This is a genomic window from Streptomyces sp. NPDC050610 (assembly GCF_040654875.1).
GTDB lineage: Bacteria > Actinomycetota > Actinomycetes > Streptomycetales > Streptomycetaceae > Streptomyces.
In genome coordinates, this window is the sequence record NZ_JBFAIV010000002.1 from 167,111 (window position 1) to 184,983 (window position 17,873).

Annotated in this window: 14 protein-coding genes, 2 tRNA genes and 1 pseudogene; 6 read left to right on the plus strand and 11 right to left on the minus strand. The window is 71.3% G+C overall.

Annotated features, from left to right (window positions below):
- Positions 1-64: 64 nt before the first annotated feature.
- Together hisN and AB0I22_RS03010 are read left to right on the plus strand one after the other, a co-directional pair.
- Positions 65-859, plus strand: a complete 795-nt coding sequence (gene hisN / locus AB0I22_RS03005; RefSeq protein WP_363128837.1) for a histidinol-phosphatase — start codon at positions 65-67, stop codon at positions 857-859.
- A 112-nt stretch (positions 860-971) separates the two neighbouring features.
- Positions 972-1,385 (plus strand): CBS domain-containing protein, encoded by a 414-nt coding sequence (locus AB0I22_RS03010; RefSeq protein WP_363128838.1) that lies wholly within the window; start codon positions 972-974, stop codon positions 1,383-1,385.
- 146 nt (positions 1,386-1,531) lie between these two features.
- Here AB0I22_RS03010 and AB0I22_RS03015 read toward each other — a convergent pair whose 3' ends face one another.
- On the minus strand, positions 1,532-3,016 hold the full coding sequence (locus tag AB0I22_RS03015; protein ID WP_363128839.1) for a catalase: 1,485 nt from the start codon (positions 3,014-3,016) through the stop codon (positions 1,532-1,534).
- Between the two features lie 157 nt (positions 3,017-3,173).
- Between AB0I22_RS03015 and AB0I22_RS03020 the strand changes: the two genes are divergently transcribed.
- On the plus strand, positions 3,174-3,590 hold the full coding sequence (locus AB0I22_RS03020) for a Fur family transcriptional regulator (RefSeq protein ID WP_030878544.1): 417 nt from the start codon (positions 3,174-3,176) through the stop codon (positions 3,588-3,590).
- A gap of 134 nt (positions 3,591-3,724) precedes the next feature.
- On the opposite strand, the gene AB0I22_RS03025 is transcribed toward AB0I22_RS03020, so the two are convergent.
- The 4 genes from AB0I22_RS03025 to AB0I22_RS03040 all read right to left on the minus strand — a co-directional run bounded on the left by AB0I22_RS03025 (position 3,725) and on the right by AB0I22_RS03040 (position 9,656).
- Positions 3,725-3,798 (minus strand) — tRNA-Met (locus tag AB0I22_RS03025).
- A 77-nt stretch (positions 3,799-3,875) separates the two neighbouring features.
- Positions 3,876-6,440, minus strand: a complete 2,565-nt coding sequence (locus AB0I22_RS03030; protein ID WP_363128840.1) for a tetratricopeptide repeat protein — start codon at positions 6,438-6,440, stop codon at positions 3,876-3,878.
- Between the two features lie 214 nt (positions 6,441-6,654).
- Positions 6,655-6,728: transfer RNA gene (locus AB0I22_RS03035), tRNA-Met, on the minus strand.
- A 42-nt stretch (positions 6,729-6,770) separates the two neighbouring features.
- Positions 6,771-9,656, minus strand: coding sequence for a UPF0182 family protein (locus tag AB0I22_RS03040; RefSeq protein WP_363129093.1), 2,886 nt, complete (start codon positions 9,654-9,656; stop codon positions 6,771-6,773).
- A gap of 146 nt (positions 9,657-9,802) precedes the next feature.
- Between AB0I22_RS03040 and AB0I22_RS03045 the strand changes: the two genes are divergently transcribed.
- Complete coding sequence (locus AB0I22_RS03045) at positions 9,803-10,372, plus strand: PPA1309 family protein (protein ID WP_363128841.1); 570 nt, start codon at positions 9,803-9,805, stop codon at positions 10,370-10,372.
- Between the two features lie 69 nt (positions 10,373-10,441).
- Here AB0I22_RS03045 and AB0I22_RS03050 read toward each other — a convergent pair whose 3' ends face one another.
- The 4 genes from AB0I22_RS03050 to AB0I22_RS03065 form a co-directional block, all read right to left on the minus strand.
- Positions 10,442-11,530 (minus strand): PDZ domain-containing protein, encoded by a 1,089-nt coding sequence (locus AB0I22_RS03050; protein WP_363128842.1) that lies wholly within the window; start codon positions 11,528-11,530, stop codon positions 10,442-10,444.
- Between the two features lie 98 nt (positions 11,531-11,628).
- The gene (locus tag AB0I22_RS03055; protein ID WP_363128843.1) at positions 11,629-11,820 is read right to left on the minus strand and encodes a hypothetical protein; all 192 of its coding nucleotides are present in this window, start codon (positions 11,818-11,820) and stop codon (positions 11,629-11,631) included.
- Between the two features lie 389 nt (positions 11,821-12,209).
- Positions 12,210-12,677, minus strand: coding sequence for a molybdenum cofactor biosynthesis protein MoaE (locus AB0I22_RS03060; protein ID WP_363128844.1), 468 nt, complete (start codon positions 12,675-12,677; stop codon positions 12,210-12,212).
- Between the two features lie 188 nt (positions 12,678-12,865).
- Positions 12,866-13,990 carry an NAD-dependent epimerase/dehydratase family protein gene (locus AB0I22_RS03065; protein ID WP_363128845.1) on the minus strand — a complete coding sequence of 375 codons (1,125 nt, stop codon included), beginning with the start codon at positions 13,988-13,990 and terminating at the stop codon, positions 12,866-12,868.
- Between the two features lie 192 nt (positions 13,991-14,182).
- Here AB0I22_RS03065 and AB0I22_RS03070 point away from each other — a divergent pair.
- Positions 14,183-15,532, plus strand: a pseudogene (locus AB0I22_RS03070) (zinc-dependent metalloprotease); the annotation flags it as partial.
- 248 nt (positions 15,533-15,780) lie between these two features.
- Positions 15,781-16,311: an NUDIX hydrolase gene (locus AB0I22_RS03075; protein WP_363128846.1), complete on the plus strand. Its 531-nt coding sequence runs from the start codon at positions 15,781-15,783 to the stop codon at positions 16,309-16,311.
- A gap of 90 nt (positions 16,312-16,401) precedes the next feature.
- Here AB0I22_RS03075 and AB0I22_RS03080 read toward each other — a convergent pair whose 3' ends face one another.
- Positions 16,402-17,163 (minus strand): AIM24 family protein, encoded by a 762-nt coding sequence (locus AB0I22_RS03080; RefSeq protein ID WP_363128847.1) that lies wholly within the window; start codon positions 17,161-17,163, stop codon positions 16,402-16,404.
- A 17-nt stretch (positions 17,164-17,180) separates the two neighbouring features.
- Positions 17,181-17,864, minus strand: coding sequence for an AIM24 family protein (locus AB0I22_RS03085; RefSeq protein ID WP_363128848.1), 684 nt, complete (start codon positions 17,862-17,864; stop codon positions 17,181-17,183).
- Positions 17,865-17,873 lie beyond the last annotated feature (9 nt).

Genomic DNA, 17,873 nt, shown 5'->3' on the forward strand with positions numbered 1-17,873 from the left:
TCGCCGCCAGGCGGTGTCAAGGGACTTAGCGGGCAACGGGCGGGGACACGGGTAGTGTTCGGCTATGCCCGACTTCCACGATGATCTGCGTCTCGCCCATGTCCTCGCGGACGCCGCCGACGCGGTGACCATGGACCGGTTCAAGGCGCTCGACCTGAAGGTCGAGACGAAACCGGACATGACGCCGGTGAGCGAGGCCGACAAGGCGGCCGAGGAGCTGATCCGCGGTCATCTCCAGCGGGCGCGGCCGCGCGACGCGGTCCTCGGCGAGGAGTACGGCAGCGAGGGCACCGGCCCTCGCCGCTGGGTGATCGACCCCATCGACGGCACCAAGAACTACGTACGCGGCGTGCCGGTCTGGGCGACGCTGATCTCGCTGATGGTCCAGGGCGAGGGCGGCTACCAGCCCGTGGTGGGCCTGGTGTCGGCGCCCGCGCTGGGCCGCCGGTGGTGGGCGGCGAAGGACTCGGGCGCGTTCACCGGCCGCAGTCTGCTGTCGGCCTCGCGGCTGACCGCCTCGCGGGTGGAGCGGATCAGGGACGCGTCGTTCGCGTACTCCTCGCTCTCGGGCTGGGAGGAGCGCGGGATGCTGCCGGGCTTCCTGCGGCTGGCGGGCGACTGCTGGCGGACCCGCGGCTACGGCGACTTCTGGCCGTACATGATGGTCGCCGAGGGGGCGGTGGACATCTGCGCGGAGCCGGAGCTGTCGCTGTGGGACATGGCCGCGAACGCGGTCATCGTCGAGGAGGCGGGCGGGCGCTTCACGGGGCTCGACGGGCGGCCGGGACCGCACAGCGGTGACGCCGCCGCTTCCAACGGGCTCCTCCATGACGACCTGCTGGATTATCTGCGCCCCTGACGCTCCCCTTGTTGTGGCCGTAGTCGGCGTGTGACTATGAGAGCCCCCACGCTTGTGAACTTGTGAATCTCTTCACGGAGCGGATTCGTTCACCAAGGAGGTGGCTCCGCCCATGCTCGTCCGCGACGCCATGAGCACGGTGGTCCTCACCATCGGCCCCACGCACACACTCCGCCAGGCGGCCCAGTTGATGTCCGCCCGCCGGGTGGGCGCGGCCGTGGTCCTGGACCCCGACACCAGCGGGCTCGGCATCCTCACCGAGCGGGACGTGCTCAACGCCGTCGGCGCCGGCCAGGACCCGGACCGCGAGACCGCCCACACCCACACCACCGCCGACGTCGTCTTCGCCGGCCCCGACTGGACGTTGGAGGAGGCCGCGTACGCGATGTCGCACGGCGGCTTCCGGCATCTGATCGTCCTCGACGAGAACGGACCGGTCGGGCTGGTGTCGGTACGCGACATCATCCGCTGCTGGGCCGTCGCCCCGGCCGAGGCCCCGGCGGAAGCGGCCGCGGTCCCGGCCTGAGCCCGGCCCGCGGCCATGCGTCCGTACGGGCCGGGTCCGCCGGGCTGGAGCGCCCGTACGCCCATACGGCGCCGCGCCCGTAACGGCGTGCGGAGAGGCCGGAGCCCCATGGCGTCCGGCCTCTCCGGTCCATCGACAAGCGTCCGTCAGCCGCGCAGGGCCTGGACGGCGGCCTCCAGTCGCTTGCCGAAGTCGGGGTCCGCCTGGCGGAAGTTGTCGATGGCGCGCTTGGCGATGTCCTCGCGCGACACCTTCGAGATGAAGCCCGCCAGGTTGTCGATCAGGCGGCCCTTCTCGTCCTCCGACATCAGCCGGTAGAGGTTGCCCGCCTGCACGAAGTCGTTGTCCTCGGCGTGCGAGGGCGCCTCGGTCTGCCCGGTCTGGCCGGTGACGGAGCTGGGCTGCCACACCGCCTGGTCGGTCTGCTTGGGCCCGCCGAAGCTGTTGGGCTCGTAGTTCTTCGACCCGCCGTGCCGGCCGTCGTACGCGTATCCGTCGCGGCTGTACGTACGGGCCTCCGTGGCGTGCGGGCGGTTCACCGGCAGGTGGTCGGCGTTGATGCCGACGCGGTAGCGGTGGGCGTCGCCGTAGGCGAAGAGGCGGCCCTGGAGCATCTTGTCGGGGGACGGGCCGATGCCCGGCACGAAGTGCGCCGGCGAGAAGACCGACTGCTCGACCTCGGCGAAGATGTTCTCGGGGTTGCGGTTGAGCTCCAGCTTGCCGATCTCGATCGGCGGGTAGTCCTCGTGCGGCCAGATCTTGGTCAGGTCGAACGGGTTGAAGCGGTACTTGGCCGCCTCGGCCGCCGGCATGATCTGCACCTGCACGGTCCAGGACGGGAAGTCGCCGTTCTCGATGGACGTGCGCAGGTCGCGCTGGTGGCTGTCCGCGTCCTCACCGGCGAGCTTCGCGGCGTCGGCGGCCGTCAGGTTCTTGATGCCCTGGTCGGTCTTGAAGTGGTACTTGACCCAGAAGACCTCGCCGGCCGCGTTGTTCCACTGGTAGGTGTGCGAGCCGTAGCCGTTCATGTGGCGGAACGAGGCCGGGATGCCGCGGTCGCCGAAGAGCCAGGTCACCTGGTGGGTGGACTCCGGGCTCAGCCCCCAGAAGTCCCAGACGTTGTCCGCCTCCTGCGAGCCCGTGTACGGGTCGCGCTTCTGGGTGTGGATGAAGTCGGGGAACTTGATGGCGTCCTTGATGAAGAACACCGGGGTGTTGTTGCCGACGAGGTCGTAGTTGCCGTCCTCGGTGTAGAACTTCAGCGCGAAACCGCGCGGGTCGCGCACCGCGTCCGCCGAGCCGAGGTTGCCCGCGACGGTGGAGAAGCGCAGGAAGGTCTCGGTCTGCTTGCCCACCTCGGAGAGGAACTTCGCGCGGGTCCACTGCGACACGTCGCGGGTCAGCGTGAAGGTGCCGTACGCGCCGGCGCCGCGGGCGTGCACGATGCGCTCCGGGATGCGCTCGCGGTTGAAGTGCGCGAGCTTCTCCAGCAGCGACTGGTCCTGAACCAGGACCGGCCCGCCGATGCCGGCGGTCTCGCTGTTCTGGTTGTCCGCGACCGGCGCGCCGGCCTCCGTGGTCAGCGGTCCGGTGGTCTCGCTCTGAACCGACACGTGTGCCTCCTGATTCATGTCCTGTCCCTTGGCCTCAGCCGCACCTTGGCCTCAACCGAAATCGATCCTACATTGGACATTGTCTAAGTCAAGAAGAACTGGAAAGTCATACGGATTCCGGCTGTGGACCGGTCCGCTGCTACCCTGGTCCTTATCTGACTGATAGGTGATTGGCATGAGTGACCTGCTGGAACGGCTCCGGGGACGCGGCTGGCGACTGACCGCGCAGCGACGCGTCGTCGCCGAGGTCCTCAACGGGGACCACGTGCACTACACCGCCGACGAGGTGCATGCGAAGGCGGCCGACCGACTGCCCGAGATCTCCCGCGCGACCGTGTACAACACGCTCGGCGAACTCGTGTCGCTGGGCGAGATCATCGAGGTCAGCACGGACGGCCGCGCCAAGCGGTACGACCCGAACGCGCACCACGCCCACCAGCACCTGGTGTGCGCGCGCTGCGGCACCATCCGGGACGTGCACCCCTCGGGCGACCCGCTGGCGGACCTCCCCGCCGAGCAGCGGTTCGGCTTCGAGGTCTCCGCCGTCGAGGTCACCTACCGCGGGATCTGCCCCAACTGCGCCTCGGCGTGAGGCGGGACGGGCCGATCAGCCGACCGGCCGGCCGGGCAGCGGCGCCGCCCGGCCGCTCCGCCATGACCTGACGAAAGCCCGACCATGACATGACGAAGGCCCGAATCCTGTCGGATCCGGGCCTTCGTTCGCAGTAGCGGGGACAGGATTTGAACCTGCGACCTCTGGGTTATGAGCCCAGCGAGCTACCGAGCTGCTCCACCCCGCGTCGGTGAAGAAACCTTAACCCGCCGCACCCGACCAGCGCAAACCAGTTCACGCGCCCCCTGCGCCACCCCCGTACGGTCAGGCCGACAGCTCCTGCCGCAGCGCCTCGCGCAGCCGCGCCGCCCGCTCCGCGACCTCCGCCGGCCCCAGCTCGACCGCCCGCGTGCACCACTGCTGCCCCTCCGCCAGCTCCCCGCGCCGGGCCATCAGCAGCGCGAGGCGCAGCGCGGCGCGGCCGTGCCCGGCCTCGGCGGCCCGCGTCCACCACAGCGCGGCCTCCGGCTCGCTGCCCTCGCGGGCCAGCAGCAGCCCGAGGTTGAAGGCCCCGTTGCGGCTGCCGGCCTCGGCGGCCTCCCGGTACCAGTGCGCGGCCTGCACGACGTCGCCGCGCATGGCGGCGAGCATGCCGAGCCGCACCTGCGCGCGCCGGTGGCCCTGCCGGGCCGCCCGCTCGTACCACTCCTCGCACTCGGCGAGCTCCGGGCCGCCCGCGCTGTCGTCGTCGGTGGGGCGGTCGAGCAGCGCGCCGAGCCGGAAGGCGGCCTCCGCCCCGCCGCCGCGCACGGCGACCCGCAGATACCGCTCGGCGCTGTCGTCCGCGCCGTCCCGCAGCAGGGCCATGGCGACCTGGAGGGCGGCGTCGGTGTGCCCGGCGGCGGCGGCCCGGCCGTACCACTGGAAGGCCGCGCGGTCCTCGTCCCGCCCGGCGTACAGGATGCCGAGGTTGAACGCGGCGTCCACGCTGCCCGCCTCGGCCGCCTTGGAGAACCACGGCTCGGCCCCGGCGGAGTCGCCGCGCTGGAGCAGCAGCACGGCGAGCGCGTTGGCGGCCTCGCGGTGCCCCGTGTAGGCGGCGCGGCGGTACCACTGCTCGGCCTGCTCGGTGCGGTTCTGCTCGGTGCACAGCAGGCCCAGGTTGTACGCGCCGTTGACGTCACCGGCGTCCAGGGCGGCGCGGTACCAACGCTCGGCGGCCTGCGGCTCGCCCCGGTCGGCGTGCAGCGCGCCCAGCGCGTTGGCGGCGTTGCCGTCGCCCTCCTGGGCGGCGCGCAGCCACCAGACGGCGGCGCTCTCGATGTCGCCCACATCGCGCAGCAGGAACCCGAGGGCGCACGCGGCGCGCGACTCGCCGTCCTTGGCGGCGGTCAGATACCAGCGGCCGGCCTCCTTGTTCTCGCCGCGCTCCTCCAGCAGCGTCCCCAGGTGCAGGGCCGCGCGGCGGTGGCCGCGGGCGGCGGCCTGCCGGTACCACTGCTCGGCCTCGGTCGGCTGCCCGACGACGTGCCGCGTCCCCGTCGCGGGTCCTTGCCGGCCGTCGGAACGGCGCGCTCCGTCGGCGGCGAGGTCGGTACGGGAGTCCGTACGGGAGTCCGGGCCGGCGTCCGGCCGCGCGGCGGAACGGCGGGCGCCCTTGGCGGCGGCCGCGAAGCCCGTGCCGGTGTCGTTCTGGCGCGCCGCCACGCGGCGCGCGCCCTTGGCGGGGAGGCCCGGGCCGGTGTCGCAGTCGTGCCGGGCGGCGGACCGGCGGGCGCCGGTGGACTGGGCGGCGAGGCCCGTACCCGTGTCGGGGCCCTGCCGGGTCGTCGAACGGCGGGCGCCCTTGCCGAAGGTCGCGAAGCCCGTGCCGGTGTCGGCGGGGCGGCGCGCACCGCGGCCGGCCGTGGCGAGGCCGCCGGTGGCGGCGCCGGTGTCGCCGGGCCGGGCGGCGGATCCGGCGGCCCGGTCGGCCCGGTCTCCCGCGGCGGACGGGCCCGTACGTCCGGTCGTACGGCCGTTCGCCGGGCGGTCGCCGCGCCGCTGCGCCTCTCCCGCCCCCGCGCTCGGCGTGTCCCAGCGGCCGGTGTCCCACAGTCCGGTACCCGTGGAGGTGGCCCGGCCGCGTCCCCGGCCCGTGCCGCGCAGGTCGCCGTAGTCGCCGAAGTCGTGCAGATCGCCGAAGTCGTCGAGGGCCTCAAGGGCGGCTGGGCCCAGCGTGAGGCTGTCGCCGGGGCGGGCGAGGGCGACGCGGCGGGCGGCGGGCCCCAGCGGTTCGAGGTTCTCGGGGCCGCGCTCGCGGACGTCGAGGATGCGCGCGAGGCGGTACGCGGCCTCGCGGTGGCCGCGCTCGGCCGCGGAGCGGAACCAGCGCTCGGCCCCGGCGTCGCCGCGGTGCTCCAGCAGGTCGGCCAGCGCGTACGCGCCGAGCGTGTGCCCGGACTCCGCGGACTGGCGCAGCCAGTACTCGGCGGCGGGCTCGTCGCCCCGCTCGCGGTGGTAGCGGCCCAGCGCGTGGGCGGCGGGCGCGGAGCCGGCGACGGCGGCGATCCGCCACCAGCCGGCCGCCTCGTCGGGGTAGCCGCGCTGGTGCAGCAGGACGCCGAGGTTGTTGGCGGCGGCCCGGTCGCCCTCGGCGGTGGCGGCCCGCAGCTGCCGCTCGGCGCCGTCGAGGTCGCCGCGGCGCAGCAGCATCGCGCCGAGCACGCTCATGGCGGCGGTGTCCCCGGCCGCCGCGGCCCGACGGTGGGCGGACTCCGTCTCGTCGTCGGCCGGATCGGGGCCGGCGTATCCGTCCGGTGTCGGCGTCTTTCGCTCGCGCCCGCCCCCGGGCGCTTCCACAAGCCGACGTGTCTCCAACAACCTCGCCCTATCCCCCATGATCCCCATCGTCGCACCACCCACAACCCGCGTACACCTGGTATACCGCAGCCAGTGAGGTCACTTCAGCGTTTTGTCGACTTCCCGACATCGTGGCGTTCCAAACACTGAACGGCGGTCCCGCACAACCCCCACACATGCCCCGGGGCCGCGCCGGCGCCGAGCCGCACCACGCGCACGACAAAGGCCCGGAGTCCGAAGACTCCGGGCCTTGTCCTATAAGTAGCGGGGACAGGATTTGAACCTGCGACCTCTGGGTTATGAGCCCAGCGAGCTACCGAGCTGCTCCACCCCGCGCCGTTGTGTTCCAACCCTACCACGGCGCGGGGCGGTGCCTGCTCAGCTGCCTGGCTTCTTGCCCTTCTCGGCGGCCTCCGCCTCGGCCTTGGCGGCCCTGTTCAGGGCGTCCTTGAGGTCGCTCTGGGCCTTGCCGTACGCGGTCCAGTCCTTGTCGTCGAGCGCCTTCTGACTGGCCTCGTACGCGTCCTGGGCGTCCTTGACCGCCTGCTTGGTCGTCGGGTTCTCCGAGGCCGGCGGCTTCGTCGTATCACCGCTCGGCGGAGTGGTCTCCCCGGACGGCGCCTTCACCCCGAAGACCACGTCGAGCGCCTTGGGCAGGTTGTCCTCGAAGGCCGTCCGCTCCCCGTAGGTGACCAGCACCTTCTTCAGCAGCGGATAGTTGGTGCCCGCGCCTCTCACGTAGACCGGCTCGACGTACAGCAGCCCGTCGTCGAGCGGAACGGTCAGCAGGTTGCCGTACTCGATCTCGGAGTCGCCTCTCTTCAAGATATTGATCTTGTTGGCGATCTCCGGATCTCCGTTGAACTTGCTCTGCACCTGCTGTGGACCGGAGACCGTGGTCTCCGATGGCAGTTTCAGTATTCTGATCTTGCCGTAGTCCGAACTGGTCGCGTTCGCGTCGACGGCCATGAAGGCGCCCAGGTTCTCCCGGCTCTTCGGCGTGAACGTCGTCGTCAGCGAGAACGCCTGCGCCTTCTGATCCGGCATCTTCATGCTCAGGTAGTACGGCGGCACCGCGTTCCCCGACTTGGTGGTCGGGTCGTCCGGCACCTGCCACCGCTCACTGCCCGTGTAGAAGGTCCCCGGGTCGGTGACGTGGTAGCGGGTGAGCAGCTCGCGCTGGACCTTGAAGAGGTCCTGCGGGTAGCGCAGGTGCTGCATCAGGTCCGAGTCGATCTCGCTCTTGGCCTTCACAGTCCCCGGGAACGACTTCATCCAGGTCTTGAGCACCGGGTCCTTGGTGTCCCACTGGTACAGCTTGACCTTGCCGTCGTACGCGTCCACGGTCGCCTTGACCGAGTTGCGGATGTAGTTGACCTGGTTCTGCTGGGCGACCACGGACCGCTGACCGGTGGTCAGGGAGTCCGCCGTGGTGTCGCCGAGCGTGGTGCGGGACGCGTACGGATAGCCGTTGGTCGTCGTATAGGCGTCGACGATCCACTGGACCCGGCCGTCGACCACCGCCGGATAGGCGTCGCCGTCGATGGTCAGCCAGGGCGCGACCGCCTCGACGCGCTCCTTGGGCGTACGGTTGTACAGAATCCGCGAGCCCTCGCCGATCGCGCCGGAGTAGAGGATCTGCGGCTCCCCGAAGGCCACGGCGTAGGCCGCGCGGTTGATCGGGTTGGAGAGGTTCACCCCGCTCTTGTCCTTGTAGCTGAAGCTCTTCTCGCCGTTGTCGCCGGAGTAGTCCAGCTCCTTCTGCGGACCGCCGACGATCGAGTACTGCGTGGTCTTCTCGCCGTAGTAGATCCGCTGCTCGTACGACGGGAGCTTGCCGGTCGTGGGCAGGTTCTTCTCGGTGAAGTCCGGGGCGCCGCCGTCCAGCGTGTCGGTGCCCTTCGCGGTGATGGCCCCGTACCCGTGGGTGTACTTGAAGTGGTCGTTGATCCAGTTGCGCTCGGGGATGCCGTTGATGTTCAGCTCGCGCAGACCGATGACCGTGTCCTGCTCCTTGCCGTCGACCTTGTAGCGGTCGACGTCCAGCGTGGACGGGAACTGGTAGTAGCCGCGGACCTGCTGGAGCTGCTGGAAGGTCGGCGAGACGATGTTCGGGTCGAGCAGCCGCATGCTGGCCGTGTCGTCCGCGTCGGCGCGCAGCTTCTGCTTGTCCTTGTCCTTCAGCTCGCTCTTGCCCGCGTAGTCCTTCACATCGGAACCGTCGATGCCGTACGCCTCACGCGTGGCATTGATGTTCTTCTTGATGTACGGGGCTTCCTTGGCCTGCTCGTTCGGCTGGACCTGGAACTTCTGCACGATCGCGGGATAGAGCCCGCCGATCAGGATCGCGGAGAGCACCATCAGCCCGAAGCCGATCACCGGCAGCTGCCAGGTGCGCCGCCACAGCGTCGCGAAGAAGAGCCCCGCGCAGATCACGGCGATGATGAACAGGATCGTCTTGGCCGGCAGATAGGCGTTCGCGTCCACATAGCGCAGCCCGGTCCAGCCCGCCGTCGACTTCAGTCCGCTGGACTTCACCGTCAGCCCGTACCGGTCCAGCCAGTACGCGACGGCCTTGAGCAGCACGAAGACGCCGAGCAGCACCGACAGATGGCCGGTGGCCGCGGCGGTGGCCCGCCCGCCGGGGCTGGTGATCCGCAGGCCGCCGTAGAGGTAGTGCACCAGGGCGGCGGCGATCAGCGCGAGCACCGCGGCCGCGAAGCCGAAGCTCAGCAGGAAGCGGTACCAGGGCAGGTCGAAGGTGTAGAACGAGATGTCCTTGTGGAACTGCGGGTCCGTCTGCCCGAAGGGGACGCCGTTGATCCACTGGAGCCAGGTGCGCCACTGCCCGGCCGCGGACGCGCCCGCGATCAGCCCGACCAGCGCGGTGACCGCGAGCAGCACCCACTTCTTGTACGGCGCGAGGCTCATGCGGTAGCGGTCGAGGCTCTGCTGCTCCATCGACATCGCGCTGAGCGGCGGCCGCAGCCGGTGCGCCAGCCAGATGTTGAAGCCGACGGCCGCGGCCATCAGCAGGCCGAAGACGGCGAACAGCCCGATCTTGGTCCCCAGCGTGGTCGTGAAGACCGAGGAGTATCTGACCGAGCGGTACCAGAGCCAGTCCGTCCAGAACCCGGCGAACATGACGAAGAGCATGGCCAGCACGGCCAGCACGCCCAAGGTCATGAGCAGGGTCCGGACCCGCCGGGACGGTCGGCCGACTCTCATCCGTGGCCCTGTCGGGCCTCCGCCGCGGTCCGGCATCTGGAAAGCCAAGGTGCGCACCTCGAAGTTCAATGTCGTTGTGGGGTCATTTGTGCGGCCCCGGTGATAGTAGGACCCAGTGTGGCAACTTACTGAGCCTTTACTCAGTTCCCGTTTTCGGTCACCTTCAGGGCACGATATTGACCATGTCCAACCTTCCCGACCCCAGCACCCCCATGGCCGCCAGTCCGCTGACCCGGGCCGTGCTCGAAATCGACGAGTACGCGTCCGGGCTCGGCTGGGATCAGCCGGCCCGCCTTTTCGCCCTGGTCGACACCGCGAAACTCCGCGCTCAGGAGCCCGGTCTCGCCGAACAGCTCGGCCTCGACAACACGGACGGCGAGGGCTCCCCCGCCGCCGCCATCACCCCGATCGAACAGGACGAACTCCCCGCGGGCGTCGCCCTCGACGAATTTCTCGCCACCATCGCCTGGCCCGACCCGGTGACCGGCTGCGCCATGACGGTGGAGCGGCTGATGCTGCCGCCGTCCGCGGAGGGGTCCGTGCCGAACGGCCTCGACGAGGCGCAGCTCGCCGAGTGGGTCGCCGAGCACCCGGACCGCCAGGAGGTCCGTATGACGGTCGCGGTGCTCCGCGACGGCGCGCGCGAGTCCGCGCTGCGGCTGCGCGAGAAGGACTCGCCGACCGAGGTCCTCACCGGCTCCGACCTCGTGCCGGGGCTCGCCGAGGCGCTGTCCGCGACCTTCGAGGCGTAGCCGCCCAAGCCGCGGCCCCGGAGCGGCTCCGGCGGCGGAGCGCTCCGGGGCCCGCCCCCGTCCGTACGGTCAGCCTGTCGTGCACCGCGGCAGGCCGGCCGTGTCCCCCTTGCGGATCTTCTCCAGGGCCTTCAGCGCGTCGCCTATCGTGCCGACCTTCACGAGCCGGAGCCCGTCGGGAGTGTCCTTGGCGGCGGTCGCGCAATTGTCCTTGGGCGTCAGGAAGTAGCGCGCGCCCTTGTCGCGGGCGGCCACGACCTTCATCGCGATGCCGCCGATGGGGCCGACCGCGCCCTTGTCGTCTATGGTCCCCGTGCCCGCCACGAACTTGCCGCCCGTCAGATCGCCCGGCGTGAGCTTGTCGACGATCCCGAGGGCGAACATCAGCCCGGCGCTCGGCCCGCCGATGTCCGGCAGCTTGATGTCGATGGTGAACGGGAACGTGTGGTCGACGGCGGCCTTGATGCCGACGATGGCGCGCTTGTCCTCGGGGGCCTTGGCGGTGGTCAGGGCGACCTTCCGGGTCTCCTTCGGCTCCTTCTTGGCCTTCTCCGCCTCGGCAGCCTCCTTGACCGGCACGACGGTGAAGACGACCTTCTCGCCGGGCTTGTGCTTGGTGACGAGCTTGGCCACGTCCTCGGGCTGCTTGACCGCGGTACCGTCCACGGCCTTGATCACGTCGCCCGCGTGCAGCTTGCCCTCGGCCGGGCTGGCCTTGACGACGGACCCCACGACGATGCGGCTGCCGACCGGGATGCCGACCGCTTTGAGCGCGGCGACCTTCGCGGTCTCCTGGGACTGGCTGAATTCCTCGGCGTTGTCCTGGCTCACCTGGGCCGGGGTCTTGTCGTCCGGGTAGACCGTCTCGTGCGGGACGACGAGGTCGTCGTGGTTGAGCCAGCCGAAGAGGGCCTCGACGAGGTTCATCCGGTACTGGGAGCCGGTGACCCGGACCGTCGTCATGTTGAGGTGCCCGGACGTCGGATACGTCTTGTGCCCGGTGATCTGCAGCACGGGCTCGCCGTCGTGCTCGCCGATGGTGTTGACGGTGGGTCCGGGGGACATGTCCGCGTACGGCACCGGGATCAGCACACCCGCGCAGAGCAGCGCGATCAGCATCAGGAGGGAGGCGAGCATCGTCGCTGTGCGGCGGGGCATGGAACGACAGTACGGGACAGGTCTGACAGCCCACCCGTGGGGCCGGGCCGTCCGTGGCCCGGCCGGTTGACGCGGCGCGGCGATGTGCCGCGGCGTGCCTAGGGTCGGCCGGGCGCCGCCTGGGCGGGTTCCGAACCGGAATCCGGCCGCTCCATCGCCGCACGGAACCGCGCGTAGCCGGCGAGCTCCGCGATATCCCCGTACGTCCGGTTACGAGTGGCCCAACTTCCCCATATGGCAGCGGCGATCGCCGTCGAAAGCGGAATCAGCAACCAGATGAGCGCACCCACATCGGCCTCCCGGCCCCTCAGCGCCTTCCGGCGTGATCCGCCCCGGCGCAACCCGGTGTACATCACCGGATTTCGCGCGCGGACATGCGGACTCCGCCGGTCGCGGCACCAGCCCAACCGTAATCAGCAAAAAAGCAGATTAACCATCCGTCAGGTCAACGCTTATGCCAGGAGAAGGGTTCCGCAACCGGAGCACCACGTTCGGCCCAACGCTCTTTCTGTGCCTTGCCGATGGTCTTGCTGATGGCCCTGCTGACGGTCTTACCGATCGGCCATCGCCCACTCGCCGATTTCCCGCCGATTCCCCGCCCGCGGCTGAGCAGCGCTTCAGCGGTGGCTCGCCATGACCCGCCGCGCCTCGCCGTGCCCCGCCATGGCTGAGCAGCGCCTCAGCAGGCGCCGACCCACTCCTCGGTGCCGTCCGAGAACTGCTGGTGCTTCCAGATCGGGACCTCGTGCTTGAGGTCGTCGATCAGCCTGCGGCACGCCGCGAACGCCTCGGCCCGGTGCGGACAGGAGACCGCGACCACCACGGCCAGGTCCCCCACCGCCAGATCGCCGACCCGGTGGACGGCCGCCATGGCCCGTACCGGGAAGTCCGCCGCGACCTTCTCGGCGACCCGGCGCATCTCCGCCTCGGCGCTCGGGTGCGCGGAGTAGCCGAGACCGGCGACCTCCGCGCCGCCGTCGTGGTCGCGCACCGTGCCGACGAAGAGCGCGGTGCCGCCAGCGGCCCGGTCGCCGACCGCCGCGAAGACCTCGTCCAGGGACAGCGGGGTGTCCCGGACGGCGAGCAGCCGGATGGGGGAGGCGGCGCTCTGCGCGGGGACGGCGGGACGGTCGTGGATGCTTGCCATGCCCCCATCGTGCCGCACCGCACGGCGGCCCCGGCACCGGCCGGGCGTACGGGCAGCGGCTACGGCCCCGGCAGCGGCCGGGCGTGAGGCGGCGCTCCGGCCCCGTGGGCCGGGCCGCTGGGAGGCCCGTACAGGCTCCCCCGTACGAGCCGGGCCCTCTTTGCCCGGGGCCCTCTGGCCCGGAGCCCCTATAGGCGCCGACGTGCCTTGCGGGCGCGGCGGACCAGCGCGGCCGTGCCCACCAGCGCGACCGTGGCGCCGGCGGCCCCCAGCGTGGTGGCGGCGTCCTTGCGGCCCAGCCGGCGGCCCGCGACCGTATGGCGGCCCGAGACCTCCTCCAGCAGCTCGGCGAGCACCTCCTCATTGGTCCACCGGGGCCGCCAGCCCGCCTCGTGCAGCCGGCTGCCGCTGACCACCCAGGGGTGCATGGTGAACGCGAGGTCGCCGGCCGGGGACGGGGTCAGCCCCAGCCGGTGCAGCCGCGAGGCCGCGCCCAGGGCGACCGCCGAGGGCAGCTCCATCCGGCGGATTCCGGTGAGCTCCTCGACCTCTTCCTGTTCCAGCCAGCCGTCGCAGCCCACCGCGAGCTCGCCCTCGGCCTTCTCCAGGGCGGCGAACTCCAGGGCGCTGACCAGGTCCTGCACATGGCAGAACTGCCAGGTGGGCCGGGAGCCGGCGACGACCAGGAGGCGCGGCGACTCGAAGTAGCGGGTGAGCGCGGTGTCCGTGCCGCCGACGAGGACGGCGGGGCGCAGCACCGTGACGTTCAGCCCGGGGTGGGCCCGCGGGGCGCGCTTGGCGAGCCGCTCGATCTCCAGCAGGTCGCCGACGCCCGTGGCGTCGGCGGTGGCGCGCAGCTCGGCGTCCTCGGCGAGCGGCACGTCGTTCTCGGGGAGCGCCCCGTAGACCATCGCCGAGGTGCACAGCACCACCCGGTGCACGCCCGCCGCCGCGGCGGCGGTGAGCACGGTCTGGGTGCCGCGCACGTTGTACGCCGTACGGGCCCCGGGGTCGGTCTCCAGGTCGAGGTCGACGGCGAGGTGGACGACGACGTCCGCCCCGCGCAGCTTGTCCGCGATGGCCGGGTCCCGGACGTCCAGCACGTGCCATGTCGCCTCGGTGACGTCGCCGCGGCGCTCGTCGATGGCGATGACCTGCTTGATCTCCTCGGACTCGGCGAGGCGTTGCGCGAGCAGGGCGCCGATGCCGGCGGCGGCGCCCGTGACGGCCACGACAGGCCGTCGGCCGGACTTCGCGGCACCATGGGCTGTACCGTTTCGCGCTGCGCGAACGTGCGGATCTGGGGAACTCACCAGGCGTCTCCAGAGGTTGTCTTCAGTACGCATGCGCGATGACGCGTACGCACCAGGTGATGTCCATCCTGCCGCAGGCCTCGGGCCGGCGGAGCACCGAGGCCGCAACCGGGCCCGGTGTCTACGCTGGGTTGTGTTGTCGGGCATTCGCCGTCGGCCCCGGGCCGGCGGCCCTACGAGCCGAGGAAACCCGTGAGTGACACCCCATTCGGATTCGGCCTTCCGCCGGAGGAGCCGGAGGACGGCGACGACGGCAAGAAGAAGGGAGGCCAGGGTGGTGGCCAGGGTCCCGCGAATCCGTTCGGGTTCGACGGGACGGGCGGCGGAGACAATCCGTTCGCCTCGATGTTCGGGTCGCTGAACCCGAACGACCTGGGCGCGGCCTTTCAGCAGCTCGGGCAGATGCTCTCGTACGAGGGCGGCCCGGTGAACTGGGACATGGCCAAGGACATCGCGCGGCAGACCGTCGCGCAGGGCACCGCCGACGGCACCAAGGACGCGAGCGTCTCGCCGGGCGAGCGGGCCTGGGTGGACGAGGTCGTGCGGCTGGCGGACCTGTGGCTGGACGGCGTGACCTCGCTGCCGTCGGGCGCGAACACGGCGGTGGCGTGGAGCCGCGCCGAGTGGGTCGAGGCCACCCTCCCGGTGTGGAAGGACCTCGTGGACCCGGTCGCGGAGCGCGTCGGGGCGGCCATGGGCGATGTGCTGCCCGAGGAGATGCAGGCCATGGCGGGCCCGCTGCTCGGCATGATGCGGTCCATGGGCGGCGCGATGTTCGGCACCCAGATCGGGCAGGCGCTCGGTGTGCTGGGCGGCGAGGTGGTCGGTTCGACCGACATCGGGCTGCCGCTGGGCCCGGCGGGCAAGGCCGCGCTGCTGCCGGTCAACGTCGAGGCGTTCGGCAAGGGCCTGGGCGTCCCGCAGGAGGAGGTGCGGCTCTACCTGGCGCTGCGCGAGGCCGCCCACCAGCGGCTCTTCACCCATGTGCCGTGGCTGCGCTCGCACCTGTTCGGCGCCGTCGAGGGGTACGCGCGCGGGATCAAGGTCGACACCTCCAAGCTGGAGGACGTCGTCGGCCAGATCGACCCGTCCCATCCCGAGCAGCTGCAGGACGCGCTCCAGCAGGGCATGTTCCAGCCGGAGGACACCCCGGAGCAGAAGGCGGCGCTGGCCCGGCTGGAGACCGCGCTCGCGCTGGTCGAGGGCTGGGTCGACGCGGTGGTGCACGCCGCGGCGGCCCCGCATCTGCCGTCCGCGGACGCGCTGCGGGAGACGCTGCGCAGGCGACGCGCCTCGGGCGGGCCGGCCGAGCAGACCTTCGCCACGCTGATCGGCCTGGAGCTGCGGCCTCGGCGGCTGCGCGACGCGTCGCGGCTGTGGGCGTCGCTCACCGACGCGCGGGGCCTGGACGGGCGCGACGCCCTCTGGGAGCACCCGGACATGCTGCCGACGGCCGCGGACCTCGACGACCCGGACGGGTTCGTCCACCACGAGCAGATGGACTTCTCCGAGCTCGACAAGATGCTCGGCGAGGCGGCCGGCAGCGGTCCGAGCAAGCCCGACCTCAACAAGCCGGTCATCGACGAGCAGGACCGCCCGGAGTCCGGACCGGCGGAGTCCGGCGCTTCGGAAACCGGCGCTTCGGAAACCGGCTCGCGGGAAGCGGGTGCTTCGGAGACCGGCGAGTCCGGACCAGACCGGCCCGGGTCCGGCAAGGGTCGTGAGGACGACGACACGGCCACGGGCGACGGCAAGAACAAGGGCAAGCACGACGAGGGCGACGCCGACAAGTGACCCTGCACGAGAACGCCGCGCGGGTCCTCGACCAGTGGCCCGCGCCGGATTCGGGCCAGCAGGAGCTGCGGCTGGCCTACCTGGAGCATCTGGCGACGCAGCCGGCCGGAATGTGGAAGGTGTGCCCGGGGGCGCATCTCACGGCGAGCGCGCTGGTCATCGATCCGGCCGGGGAGCGCGTCCTGCTGACGCTGCACCGCAAGCTGAAGATGTGGCTCCAGATGGGCGGACACTGCGAGCGGCAGGACGCGACGCTGGAGGACGCCGCGCTCCGGGAGGCGCGGGAGGAGTCCGGGATCGAGACCGGGCTGACGCTGCTGCCCGGCGGTCCCGTACTGCTGGACCGCCATTCGACGCCGTGCGCCTGGCACCTCGACGTGCAGTACGCGGCACTCGCCCCGGCGGAGGCCGTCGAGGCGATCAGCGACGAGTCGCTGGACCTGCGCTGGTTCGGGTACGACGAGGTGCCGACGGTGGCCGACGAGTCGGTCGTGCGCCTCATGGAGCGCACGCGCTCTCTTCTTTAAGAAGACGGCCGGTATCGGGGCTTTAAGAAGACGGCCGGTATCGGGGGCACCGCTTCGTGAAGCGGCGCCCCCGACCGGTCGGCGGCTCCGTCAGCGGTTGGTCCAGATGTTGCCCTGGTTCTGGCCGTACGCGCCCTGCTGACCCAAGCCGTACTGGGCCGCGAGCCCCTGGCCGATCTCCGCGCCCTGCGGCGGCAGCAGCTCGCTGGGCTGCACGAGCGCGTAGCCCTGCCCCAGGAAGCTCAGCTCCCAGCCCTCCCCCGCGCCGCCGCGCCGCCGCCACACGCCGGACGAATGCGTCTGCGCCTGCATCTGGACGCGCAGCGAGGACGACCAGGCGACGATCGCGTCGGCGTCCGCGTTGACGTACTTGTCCGGGGTGACCTGGAGCATCAGGGGCTTCCCGGAGGTCATCAGGGCCACCTTGCCCTGCCCGGAGATGTTGAGGTTGCACTTGCCCGAGCCGGAGACGCCGAACTGGCTGTCCACGGCGATGGCCTCCCAGTGCAGCGTGGAGTCGAGCGCCAGGACGTACGCGCCGTCGACGGTCAGCCCGTCGTGGTCCACGTCCACCACATGGACGTGCTGGGCGAGGTTGGCGAGGTACACGGTGCCCTGCCCGGAGCAGCGCATCAGGTCCAGGCCCTCCCCCGTGCGGGCGCGCGCGTGCTTCTGCCCCTGCGACTGGTACTCGCCGTCGAACTCGATCAGCCCCTGGTAGGCGACCATGGAACCCTTGCGGGCGAGTACGTCGTCGTGGCCGCTGAGCGCGACGCGCAGCAGCTGGGCGTTCTGGAGCGCGTAGCGGTCCTGGCTCTGGGCCTCGGTGTAGCCGAAAAGCGGGCTCTGCATGGTCTCCTCGTTCCCCCTCAGCCCCGGGCCCGGAGCCGGTCGGCGCTGTCCTCGCTGGGCTGCACCACGACGAATCCCTTGCCGGAGAAGCCCAGCTGGTACGCCTCGCCGCTGCCCCGGCCGATCATCGAGGACGCCTTGAAGCTGCGCTTCCCCTTCATCTTGAGCCCGGTGGACCAGGCGACGAGGGCGTCCGGGTCCACATAGGTCTCGTCCTCGCCGCGCCCGCAGTCCACGACGATCGGGGTGCCGCGCGAGGTGATCGCGACCCAGCCGGTGCCGGAGACGGCGACGTTGAACAGTCCCTGCCCGGCGAACTTCGCCATTCCCTTGACCCGCTGCACGCCCCACTGGAGGTGCGCGTCGAAGGCGAGCAGATTGGTGCCGTTGACGGAGAGCGAGTCGCCGTTCAGGTCGAGGCAGATGACGTCCGCGCCGTAGTCGGCGAGGTAGAGCAGGCCGTCGCCGCGGCAGGTCATGAGGGGCGCGCCCTCGCCGGTCAGCCACTGGGACGCCAGCTGGCGGACGGCCGGCGGATTCGGCTCGTACTGCACGAACCCCTCGTACGCGACCATCGAGCCGGTGCGCGCGAAGAGGTCCTGGCCGCTGCGCATGGCCACCTTCAGCATGCTGCTGCCGTGGTTCTCCATCCGGGCGGCGGCCGGGGCCGGGGCGAAGCCCGAGATCAGTGTCTGGTCCATGACGGGCTC

Bases quoted from the DNA above. Each gene is read 5' to 3' on its own strand.
- AB0I22_RS03030 (WP_363128840.1), bottom strand. From the start codon at position 6,440: ATGGGGATCATGGGGGATAGGGCGAGGTTGTTGGAGACACGTCGGCTT.
- AB0I22_RS03045 (WP_363128841.1), top strand. From the start codon at position 9,803: ATGTCCAACCTTCCCGACCCCAGCACCCCCATGGCCGCCAGTCCGCTG.
- AB0I22_RS03020 (WP_030878544.1), top strand. From the start codon at position 3,174: ATGAGTGACCTGCTGGAACGGCTCCGGGGACGCGGCTGGCGACTGACC.
- AB0I22_RS03040 (WP_363129093.1), bottom strand. From the start codon at position 9,656: ATGCCGGACCGCGGCGGAGGCCCGACAGGGCCACGGATGAGAGTCGGC.
- hisN (WP_363128837.1), top strand. From the start codon at position 65: ATGCCCGACTTCCACGATGATCTGCGTCTCGCCCATGTCCTCGCGGAC.
- AB0I22_RS03015 (WP_363128839.1), bottom strand. From the start codon at position 3,016: ATGAATCAGGAGGCACACGTGTCGGTTCAGAGCGAGACCACCGGACCG.
- AB0I22_RS03050 (WP_363128842.1), bottom strand. From the start codon at position 11,530: ATGCCCCGCCGCACAGCGACGATGCTCGCCTCCCTCCTGATGCTGATC.
- AB0I22_RS03010 (WP_363128838.1), top strand. From the start codon at position 972: ATGCTCGTCCGCGACGCCATGAGCACGGTGGTCCTCACCATCGGCCCC.
- AB0I22_RS03060 (WP_363128844.1), bottom strand. From the start codon at position 12,677: ATGGCAAGCATCCACGACCGTCCCGCCGTCCCCGCGCAGAGCGCCGCC.
- AB0I22_RS03080 (WP_363128847.1), bottom strand. From the start codon at position 17,163: ATGCAGAGCCCGCTTTTCGGCTACACCGAGGCCCAGAGCCAGGACCGC.
- AB0I22_RS03085 (WP_363128848.1), bottom strand. From the start codon at position 17,864: ATGGACCAGACACTGATCTCGGGCTTCGCCCCGGCCCCGGCCGCCGCC.